Source organism: Enterobacter cloacae complex sp. BZL2005 (assembly GCF_049238885.1).
Taxonomy (GTDB): Bacteria; Pseudomonadota; Gammaproteobacteria; order Enterobacterales; family Enterobacteriaceae; genus Enterobacter; species Enterobacter roggenkampii.
Window position 1 is genome coordinate 223,248 of the sequence record NZ_JBMKGI010000002.1, and the last position, 9,361, is coordinate 232,608.

The 9,361-nt window shown below is 50.8% G+C and carries 16 protein-coding genes; 10 read left to right on the forward strand and 6 right to left on the reverse strand.

The features are described from left to right. Window positions 1-150: 150 nt before the first annotated feature. From ACOTXI_RS05530 to ACOTXI_RS05545, 4 genes are all read right to left on the reverse strand, one after another. Window positions 151-1,005: an ATP-binding protein gene (locus ACOTXI_RS05530; protein WP_421633896.1), complete on the reverse strand. Its 855-nt coding sequence runs from the start codon at window positions 1,003-1,005 to the stop codon at window positions 151-153. Window positions 1,006-1,007: 2 nt separating this feature from the next. Continuing rightward, on the reverse strand, window positions 1,008-2,129 hold the full coding sequence (locus ACOTXI_RS05535) for a replication protein (RefSeq protein WP_421633895.1): 1,122 nt from the start codon (window positions 2,127-2,129) through the stop codon (window positions 1,008-1,010). 82 nt (window positions 2,130-2,211) lie between these two features. Next, window positions 2,212-2,433: a CII family transcriptional regulator gene (locus tag ACOTXI_RS05540; RefSeq protein WP_421633894.1), complete on the reverse strand. Its 222-nt coding sequence runs from the start codon at window positions 2,431-2,433 to the stop codon at window positions 2,212-2,214. 39 nt (window positions 2,434-2,472) lie between these two features. Continuing rightward, complete coding sequence (locus ACOTXI_RS05545; RefSeq protein WP_016042179.1) at window positions 2,473-2,700, reverse strand: transcriptional regulator; 228 nt, start codon at window positions 2,698-2,700, stop codon at window positions 2,473-2,475. A gap of 110 nt (window positions 2,701-2,810) precedes the next feature. On the opposite strand from ACOTXI_RS05545, the gene ACOTXI_RS05550 reads away from it, so the two are divergent. The 3 genes from ACOTXI_RS05550 (at window position 2,811) to ACOTXI_RS05560 (ending at window position 4,952) form a co-directional block, all read left to right on the forward strand. Then, window positions 2,811-3,500 carry an XRE family transcriptional regulator gene (locus ACOTXI_RS05550; protein ID WP_016042178.1) on the forward strand — a complete coding sequence of 230 codons (690 nt, stop codon included), beginning with the start codon at window positions 2,811-2,813 and terminating at the stop codon, window positions 3,498-3,500. 162 nt (window positions 3,501-3,662) lie between these two features. After that, window positions 3,663-4,502, forward strand: a complete 840-nt coding sequence (locus ACOTXI_RS05555) for a protein rexA (protein ID WP_032986353.1) — start codon at window positions 3,663-3,665, stop codon at window positions 4,500-4,502. Window positions 4,503-4,517: 15 nt separating this feature from the next. Beyond that, entirely contained in the window at window positions 4,518-4,952 is a 435-nt protein-coding gene (locus ACOTXI_RS05560) for a hypothetical protein (protein ID WP_032986352.1), read from the forward strand. Between the two features lie 128 nt (window positions 4,953-5,080). Here ACOTXI_RS05560 and ACOTXI_RS05565 read toward each other — a convergent pair whose 3' ends face one another. Both ACOTXI_RS05565 and ACOTXI_RS05570 read right to left on the reverse strand, forming a co-directional pair. Then, window positions 5,081-5,278: a hypothetical protein gene (locus ACOTXI_RS05565; protein WP_058679032.1), complete on the reverse strand. Its 198-nt coding sequence runs from the start codon at window positions 5,276-5,278 to the stop codon at window positions 5,081-5,083. 506 nt (window positions 5,279-5,784) lie between these two features. After that, window positions 5,785-6,114, reverse strand: coding sequence for an ECs_2282 family putative zinc-binding protein (locus ACOTXI_RS05570; protein ID WP_421766134.1), 330 nt, complete (start codon window positions 6,112-6,114; stop codon window positions 5,785-5,787). 167 nt (window positions 6,115-6,281) lie between these two features. Between ACOTXI_RS05570 and ACOTXI_RS05575 the strand changes: the two genes are divergently transcribed. From ACOTXI_RS05575 to ssb1, 7 genes are all read left to right on the forward strand, one after another. Next, the gene (locus ACOTXI_RS05575) at window positions 6,282-6,440 is read left to right on the forward strand and encodes a hypothetical protein (protein WP_421633893.1); all 159 of its coding nucleotides are present in this window, start codon (window positions 6,282-6,284) and stop codon (window positions 6,438-6,440) included. Then, window positions 6,437-6,577, forward strand: coding sequence for a host cell division inhibitory peptide Kil (locus tag ACOTXI_RS05580; RefSeq protein ID WP_045332448.1), 141 nt, complete (start codon window positions 6,437-6,439; stop codon window positions 6,575-6,577). Before ACOTXI_RS05575 ends, ACOTXI_RS05580 begins: the two co-directional genes overlap by 4 nt. Before the next feature lie 69 nt (window positions 6,578-6,646). Beyond that, window positions 6,647-7,615, forward strand: a complete 969-nt coding sequence (locus tag ACOTXI_RS05585; protein ID WP_421633892.1) for a hypothetical protein — start codon at window positions 6,647-6,649, stop codon at window positions 7,613-7,615. Window positions 7,616-7,623: 8 nt separating this feature from the next. Continuing rightward, window positions 7,624-7,821: a hypothetical protein gene (locus ACOTXI_RS05590; RefSeq protein WP_001303341.1), complete on the forward strand. Its 198-nt coding sequence runs from the start codon at window positions 7,624-7,626 to the stop codon at window positions 7,819-7,821. After that, window positions 7,818-7,976, forward strand: a complete 159-nt coding sequence (locus ACOTXI_RS05595; protein ID WP_222664914.1) for a hypothetical protein — start codon at window positions 7,818-7,820, stop codon at window positions 7,974-7,976. Before ACOTXI_RS05590 ends, ACOTXI_RS05595 begins: the two co-directional genes overlap by 4 nt. Next, on the forward strand, window positions 7,973-8,698 hold the full coding sequence (locus ACOTXI_RS05600; RefSeq protein ID WP_315425482.1) for a Rad52/Rad22 family DNA repair protein: 726 nt from the start codon (window positions 7,973-7,975) through the stop codon (window positions 8,696-8,698). The genes ACOTXI_RS05595 and ACOTXI_RS05600 overlap by 4 nt, the downstream gene beginning before the upstream one ends. Further along, window positions 8,699-9,229, forward strand: coding sequence for a single-stranded DNA-binding protein SSB1 (gene ssb1, locus ACOTXI_RS05605; protein ID WP_421633891.1), 531 nt, complete (start codon window positions 8,699-8,701; stop codon window positions 9,227-9,229). Window positions 9,230-9,361 lie beyond the last annotated feature (132 nt).

The following is a 9,361-nucleotide window of genomic DNA, read 5'->3' on the forward strand; positions in this document are numbered from 1 at the left end:
ATTCACGAACGATTGCGAGCGAGATTACAGCTATTTCCCAACTCGATTTGTAAAGTGCTTTTCGCTTTTCATCGGTATCAACGCGCTCTATCCAGGCTGCATCCCCTTTCGAATACTGGTTGATAACGACATAGTCATCGCTGCATGCTTTCACGCTGCCCCCTTGGAACGGTAAGAATCCCAGGTGAATGACAGCGTGCACCCGCCGCCGTCGCTCATGCGGTCGATAACGCGCTCAGTCACGAACGCTGCCAGTTCTTCTTTGGTCTGGTTGCTGATCAGGATGGTCGGCTTCATCCGCTCGTAACGGGTGTTGATGATTTCGAACATGATCAGCTTCTCGGCTTCGCTGCCGAACTGGACGCCTACCTCATCGATAATCAACAGATCCGGAGTGGTGAAGTGCGAAATCACGTCGTTCTCGCAGCGCGTCGCTGTTTTCGACCACGTTGATTTGAACTCACGGGCAATCTTCAGCGCGGTGGTGAAAATTACCGGGCTCTGGTGGTTCTCGATGACATAACGGGCGATCGCCAGGGCAAGATGGTTTTTTCCGGTCCCCGGCTTGCCGCACATCACCAGCCCGCCACCCTGCTTCAGGCGCTCTGGCCACTTCGCGGCATACGCTTGGCAAACCCGCAGTGCGCGTTCTGACTCTTTGCCAACCGGCTGGTAGTTTTCCAGCGTGCACGTCACAAAGCGCTCGGGGATTTCGAGCTGGCGCAGCAGGCGATCGATGTTCTGCTGGCGCGTGCGGTCTTCCCAGCGTTTTTTCTCGGCATACAGGAAGGTCAACTCATCGCGCAGGCAGCCCGGGCAGCGAGTCGGCGGTGACGGTAGTTTTATCAGGCTGCTGGTAAGAACGCGTTTACGCTGTTCGTACTCGCCATGTTTCTCGCAAAGCACTGTTTCGAAGACTGTCTCGCAGTTAGGGAGTTGCTCTGGCGGCCTGCCGAGGACTTCCAGCATTTTTTCGATAGCGTCGATTTTTTCGAGCAGTTCCATACTCAGTCCCTCGCCCATGATGGGATTTCAGTCTGGCCGTAGTCTTTGCCAGCGAAGTTCTCAGATACGCGAGACGGAGCACGGGAAGGCTGCTTGGCGCCCTTAGGCTCAAACAACCCCTGCCAGCCGTTAGCAATGCTCTGGTTGATAATTTCTTCAGGCTGATATCCGCTGCACTTGCAACGCTCGAGCAGGTTGATGGCCTGGGTAACCGTCTGCTGAGACTTGATCGGTTTCTTCAGGTCACGACGATAATCTACCCATGACTTCCAGACTGAAACTGACAGCCACTCAGGAAGGTCAACACCAGCCGGATCGAACGAAGCCGGTTTGGGGGATTTAGGGGGTTTATTAATATTGTCTTTTTTGTCTTTTGTATGTTTGTCTTTTGTGTTTCCACCCTGGCTGAAAATGTCATTCCCACACGGTGTAAAACTTTCCTTCCCTGACGGTTGAAATGTTTCCATCACGGCAGAAATGTTTTCAACCGCTTGTGAAACTTTGATGTCGAACATCTCTCCGCGTATCATCTGTGCCTTGAGATTTTCGTGAATTACTGGTTCCATTGCGCCAGCATGAAGGCTGAAAGGAGACACGAAGAAAACCTTAGGGTTCTTGCCTTCAAAGTAGTGTCGAACCTCTTTCAGTCTCTCTTCAGACTTTCTGGTGGTAAAGCCAATCTTTACAGGCCCGCATTCACTTTCAGCAAAAACATAAATATACCCGGCCTTGTTTTTTGTAGCCCCGTATTCACGCCTGCGCTCTGGCTTACTTATCTGCCATTCTGAAATCATCTTGTTTATGCCGACATGACGACCGGACTGTGTCAAAACTGACTTGCGGATTAGTTCGTTTTTCGCTGTTGAGCAGCGAGTGGCGGCCAGGCCGGTCAGGGCAGATAGCTGATCATTGCTTACCCAGTCTGCCTTTTTGTTGAAACCGTATGTTTTGCGCATTACTGCCATGAAGACCAGCAGCTGATGCTGAGACAATCCAGCCAGCATGACAGCCTCCAGAAGTTCATTGGCGATGCGCGTATAGCCATCATCAAGATCTGCCACGCGCGGCTCCTTAGGTGCCACGTCAGGCACAGGGAAATTGATTACTTCGGCAGTGTTTGCCATAATTGCTCCTGTGAATTGATCCAGTTAATTCAACTTGAAAGCCGTTGGTGTTCCAGCACCGCGGCTTTTCCCCTTTCTACGTTCATGCTTCAAAATCTCCCTTCGCTCCATCCCTGTTCGAAATCAGGATGGCCAGCAGCAGCGACATGTTCGGGACCAGGTTCTCCCGCCACCGGCTTACGGTTGATTTGTTCACGCCAGCTACTTCGGCGATCTTGGTAGTCCCAAGATCTGCGATTTGCCGCTGCACCCAGCTCTCAATTCGTCGTGCCTCCGCTTTGTTGCGTGTCGTTAAGGTCTCCATTTGCGATACTTCCTCTGATTTAATTGGTTAGGGCCGCCGTTAAGCGGCATGGTTCTCTGGGTGTGGAAACAGGTCGGGAAGATCAGGTCGAATTTCGTGTGCCTTAATCTCGCCACCAGTAGCGTTTACGATGGCTGTTACTTTTTCCGGAGATACGGAACCACCGTTAAGCCACTTGTGAACCGCTGGCTGGCTAACGCCGCAAATATCTGCGAGTCGCTTCTGGCTGCCAACGATTTCTAAAGCTCGTTGAATAACTTTGTTCATGGATTTTACCTATCCGATTACTGGATTAATGAAAAGATAACCCAAGTTATGGGCATTGTCCATAACCTTTGTTATTTTACTCTACATAACCTCGGTTATATATTGATAAGATGAAAACATTTGCAGAACGACTGAACGCGGCTATGTCGGCCGCTGACATATCTCAAGGACAGTTGGCTGATAAAGTCGGTATATCCCAGCCTGCAATTCAAAAGATGACGTCAGGTAAAACGAGCGGCAGCCGTAAGATGGTCGAGCTAGCTCATGCTCTGGGTGTAAGGCCGGAATGGCTTAGTTCTGGAGTGGGGGAAATGCGGATTGATGGTAATGTGCCATCGGCAGCCCAACCGGTCTCGGAAACAATTGATGTCTTTCGGGTTGATGTTTTAGACCTGAAAGTAAGCGCTGGTCCGGGGTCTTTTATGATTTCTGAATTTGTTGAGGTCCTGCATGCTATTGAGTTCACAACTGAGCATGCCAGATCTCTTTTCGGGAACCGCACTCAAAATGATGTGAAGGTGATGACCGTAGACGGTGACAGCATGTGCCCAACGATTCAGTCGGGAGATCGCCTGTTCTTTGACGTTTCGGTGAGGAACTTCAAGGTTGACGGAGTATACGCATTTGTCTTCGGGCAGCACTTCCATGTCAAGCGCCTGCAGATGCAGGGCCTGCAGTTAGCCGTGCTTTCAGATAATCCGGCTTACAAAGATTGGTATGTGACAGAAGAAAATCAGGACCAGCTATACATCATGGGTAAAGCGCTTATTCACGAATCGATAGCTTACAACAAACTGTAGCAGTGGCCGGAAGAGACTTTTGGTTAGAGACGAAGATGCGGCTGGTCTGATCGGCAAGATGTTCTGGTCGGCGCATAGCTGGTAGCAATTGAGCAAGAATCTTCATCGAATTAGGGGAGTTTTCACTCCCCTCAAAATATAACATAGTAAATGGATTGAATTATGAAGAATGGTTTTTATGCGACTTACCGCAGCAAAAATAAAGGGAAAGATAAGTGCTCAATAAACCTGTCTGTTTTCCTTAATTCTCTGCTGGCTGATAATCATCACCTGCAGGTTGGCTCCAATTATTTGTATATCCATAAAATCGATGGAAAAACTTTTCTCTTTACCAAAACAAATGACAAGAGTCTGGTTCAGAAGATAAATCGCTCTAAAGCTTCAGTTGAAGATATTAAGAACAGCCTCGCAGATGACGAATCATTGGGATTCCCATCTTTTTTATTTGTTGAAGGCGACACCATTGGTTTTGCCAGAACTGTTTTCGGGCCGACCACATCCGATCTGACAGATTTTTTAATCGGGAAAGGAATGTCATTAAGCAGTGGAGAGCGCGTTCAGATAGAGCCACTGATGAGGGGAACCACCAAAGACGATGTTATGCATATGCATTTCATCGGCCGAACAACGGTGAAGGTAGAAGCCAAGCTACCTGTATTTGGCGATATATTAAAGGTCTTAGGGGCAACAGATATTGAAGGGGAGCTTTTTGACTCATTGGATATAGTCATTAAGCCAAAATTTAAAAGGGATATAAAAAAGGTTGCCAAGGATATTATTTCTAACCCGTCACCTCAATTTTCAGACATTAGCCTGCGGGCAAAAGATGAGGCCGGAGATATTTTAACAGAACATTATCTATCAGAAAAAGGCCATCTCTCAGCGCCTCTGAACAAGGTCACCAATGCTGAGATAGCTGAAGAGATGGCATATTGCTACGCAAGAATGAAAAGTGATATACTGGAATGTTTTAAAAGGCAGGTGGGCAAAGTTAAGGATTAATTATCAGGAGTAATTATGCGGAACAGAATCATGCCTGGTGTTTACATAGTCATAATTCCTTACGTTATCGTAAGCATTTGCTATCTCCTTTTCCGCCACTACATTCCTGGTGTTTCTTTTTCAGCTCATAGAGATGGTCTTGGGGCGGCATTGTCATCATATGCAGGAACCATGATTGCAATCCTGATTGCTGCCCTGACGTTTCTAATCGGAAGCAGAACGCGCCGACTGGCCAAGATTAGAGAGTATGGGTATATGACATCGGTAGTTATTGTCTATGCCCTTAGTTTTGTTGAGCTTGGAGCTTTGTTTTTCTGCGGGTTATTGCTTCTTTCCAGCATAAGCGGCTACATGATACCCACTATCGCCATCGGCATTGCCTCTGCATCGTTCATTCATATATGCATCCTTGTTTTCCAACTATATAATTTGACCAGAGAACAAGAATAACCCGGCCACCGCGCCGGGTTTTTTATTGCACACCCATAAAGCTATCCCCCATTCTGCCGATAACTATTCAGCCTGAAGCTGATAACAATAACTATCGCAACACTACCTGCCCGCCCGTGCGGGCTTTTTTATTGCCCTTTCCGCACTATCTCCGCCGCATCCCTGTTCACTCCCTTCCCTGTCACGTTTCCTGTTTCCTTCCGGTACTGCTTCAGCTTGTCGATGATGTTTTGCTGGGTCATGGGTAAATCAGCCAGTGACAATTCCATCACTGCCCGCCCCATCGCCTGAATTTTCATGCTTATACGCTCTTCATCCAGAACCATGCACATCCCTCCTGCTGTTTTTTTAAGCATAGCACTCATGATTTACAAAAATAAATTCATTTAGTTATCATTAATTTATAACTTATGTGATTGATATTATAAATTAGGTTATTGCCATCACTCATAACTAAGGTTATCTTTAATCCATCGAAACGAAACATCGACAGCTGAGCGAAGTTAGCCAGCGGCGGACAGCAAGTCGCCTGCTCATTAAGAATTCAGTCAAGCAGCAAATCACCCGGAGCGCTCCTGGCAAATTGAAATGGCGCCCAATGGGATTGAGGCAGGTGTGTAACGCGTGGCGGGTATAGCACACGAAGAGGACTCCGCACCGGAATGGTTTGCTGCTCAGTTCCCGAACATCGGGGAATCTTTACCAACAGCTCTTTGCGAGGGGCTGACGGTAAACAAACAGAGGGGTGTGTATGTCAGATAAAAAAACGGCGCCACTACTGCTTAACGTAGACGCCAGCGAGGTGCTTACTCAGACCGGGGAGCTTTTAAAGTTACTTGAACTTCCAGCCAGTTCCTTTCAGGGAATTCCTGAGCATGTCGTCGAGCTGTTTTTTGACCGTGTCCGTGGCCTGATTGACAACATCGTCCTTAGTGATTTCGCGACCACAGTCAGCACAACTGACGCCGGTGAAATTTGTCTCAAAGTCAAAATCATCGGGCTGGTTGAACATCTCACTTCCGCAGTCAGGGCACACGGTCCGCATGGTTTGCATGAATATATCCTTTCTACTGTTGGGGAGATTAAAGAGTAAGCGATTTCTTGCTGTTGGGGAATAGCGGGAAAGCGCGCGCCGGGCGCGGATAAATACCCCGGCACTCATTCAAGTTGAGGCTGCCAGGTAGGCGGCCTTTTTCATACCTGGAGTCATTTACGAGTGGCTCAAGTTATGACAACTGGCGGCCATCCACCGCCCATTGAAACACTGAATAAATGCGTTGAAGTCTTGTATTAACCGTTCCGTTCGCCGCGATAAGGCCAAGAGGATTTATGACAGTCACCCACAACGGCAAGCAGTACACCGCGAAAAAGCTCAACGATAACGAGTGGCAGCTGACGTCGGTATCGGCACCGAGTGAAAAGTTGGTACTTAACCGCTGGCAGATGCATATCGCTGGCCTCCTGAAACAGGTTGAGGTGAAGGCATGATCAATCATCACCTGCTGCGCGCAGCGCAGAGTAAAGCAGCCATTGCCCTGTTTATCGGTGATGGCGCCATGTGGATGGCAGCCTACGACGAAATGAAGGTTGCCATCGGTTATCCGTGGCATAGAAAAGCAGCCTAACCCCCTATTCAACCGATCGGCCTGGCATTACGCAGGCGGGATCTGCACATCCAAATTTCAGGAGAAACCATGAGCGAAGTAACGGACTTAACTGTCATCGAAATCAAGCCGGAACAGGCTCCGGTGCTTTACGTAGCGGGCGGCCTTGATGCTTATCTCGAGCAAATCCGCCAGGCGGTAAACGAAGTGCCGGACCTTTCCACGAAGAAAGGTCGTGACCGAATAGCTTCTCTGGCGGCGCAGGTGTCCCGCAGCAAGACGGCAATCGAAAAGCCGGGCCGTGAGTACCTGAAGCGCCTGAAAGAGGCTGTGCGTCCGGCTGAGGCCGAAATTAAGCGATTCTGTGATGCCTGCGACGAGCTGCGCGATGCGACCCGCCGCCCACTCACCGAATGGGAAGCCGAGCAGGAACGCATCAAGGCTGAAGAAGCTATGAACGCGCTGCACGCCGAAGCGCTGGTGATGAACGAAGAGTTCGACCTCCAGCGTGCCGCGCAGATCGAAGCAGACCACGAAATGGCTCTGCTGATGAATGACAAGTTTGACCGTGACCGCGAAGAGCAGCGCCGCCAGGCGGAACAGGCTCAACGTGAGCACGAAGAACGCATTAAGCGAGAAGCGGCAGAACAAGCCCGCCGCGATGCCGAAGCGAAGCACAAAGCGGAGATTGAAGCCGCAGCGCGCCGTGAAGCTGAAGAGAAAGCACGTGCAGAGCTGGCTGAACGCCAGCGCGTCGAAGCCGAACAGCGTGCGGCACGTGAGAAGCAGGAAGCGGAAGCGCGTGCTCGCCGCGAAAAAGAAGAAGCCGTAGCCGCGGAGCGCCGCCGCCTGGAAGAGGCAGAAGCCGCACGTCTGGCCGAAGAACAGCGTAAAGCGGAAGAAGAAGCGCGTCGCGCCGCGGACAAAGAGCACCGCCGCACCATCAACCGTCGCGTCATCGCAGACCTGATCGCTCAGGGTATCCCCGAAGAATTCGCGCAGAAAGCAATGCTGGCTATCGCTGGCGGCAAAGTGCAGGACGCGCACATCAAATATTGAGGCGAATCATGAATATCACATGCGAGTGCGTAGACATGCGCACATCTGTCGGCCCCCACAACACCATCAAAGTTGAGATGGAAGGCGTTGTGCTGGCCGGTACCGTTAAAACCCGTGACGTACTACCCCAGCTCGACGGCGCAGAAGTCATTGAGTGGCTGGCTGAGCAGGGTTACGTCATCACCCATCAGGAGCGTGCAGCATGACGGAAGCAGAACGGTGGGATGAAGAGTCATTCCTTCGCCTTATGCGCGACGAGCTGCCGGAAAAGCCGGAGGGTGATGACGAGCCAGTTAACCTGGCCGCCGAGCGGCAGAGCCCGGTCATTAGCTGGGATGAGTTTGTGGGGAATTACACATGAACCTTGATGATTTAGATGCGCCATTTGCAAGTGAGGATATTGAGTGGCGCATTCAGCAGGTGGGAAAAAACAATAACGGAATCTGGGCCAAGGTGCTGGCCTACGTAACTAACCGCGCAATCATGAAGCGGCTGGATGAAGTATGCGGCAAAGCTGGCTGGCGTAACGAATACCGCGATATTCCGAATAACGGCGGTGTTGAGTGCGGTATTTCCATCAAAGTTGATGGCGAGTGGATCACCAAGTGGGACGCCGCAGAAAACACACAGGTTGAAGCTGTGAAAGGTGGTCGCTCTGGCGCCATGAAGCGCGCTGCTGTGCAGTGGGGTATCGGTCGTTACCTCTACAACCTGGAAGAAGGCTTCGCAGTGGTTTCAGCAACACGCACGCCAGGGTTCCAGTACGCCAAATCAAAAGAGGTTGGTGTTTTCTACTGGAAGGCGCCCGCTCTACCGGGATGGGCATTGCCTTCAGGAACACCAATGGAGCATGACCAAAAACCGCAAGATGGTCACCAGCAGCCAGACCAGGCACATCAGTCCGTGGATGCGGACAAAATTCTCGCCGAATTCTCTGCATATGCTGGCTCTGAAAACGATAGCGATCGGCTTAAGCATCGCTATGAAGACACATGGAAATTGCTTAACGGATTTACTGAGCACCAGAACAAATGCAAAGACGTTACTGGCATTCGACTCAAAGAACTTAAACAGGCGGCGTAAATGGCTAGCAAAGGCGTAAACAAAGTGATCCTCGTCGGCAACCTCGGTCAAGACCCTGAGGTTCGTTATCTTCCGTCCGGCGGCGCAGTATGCAGCGTGACGCTGGCGACATCGGAGTCATGGCGAGATAAAGCCACCGGCGAGCTCAAAGAGCAAACGGAATGGCACCGCGTCGTTCTGTTCGGAAAGCTGGCTGAGGTAGCCGGGGAATACCTGCGCAAGGGCTCTCAGGTTTATATCGAGGGTCAACTGCGCACCCGAAAATGGACAGATCAGGCTGGCGTGGAGAAGTACACCACGGAGGTAGTGGTAAACGTCGGCGGCACAATGCAGATGCTTGGCGGCCGTCAGGGCGGTGGCCAACCGGTAGGTGGCGGTCAGAACCAGCAGCATGGCGGTTGGGGTCAGCCTCAGCAGCCGCATGGCGGCAACCAGTTCAGCGGCGGCGCGCAGTCTCGTCCGCAGCAGCATTCGGCACCTGCCTCATCTAACGAACCACCGATGGACTTCGACGACGATATACCCTTTTGAATCATCTCCCGGTCAGGAGAAACCAATGAACAAATTTACCCCCGAGTATCGAAAATATCTTCTCCGGCCAATCCCTGACCGGAAGCTTTCACCATCTGAGCGAGCCGATCGAAAAGAGCTTTACCAAATTAT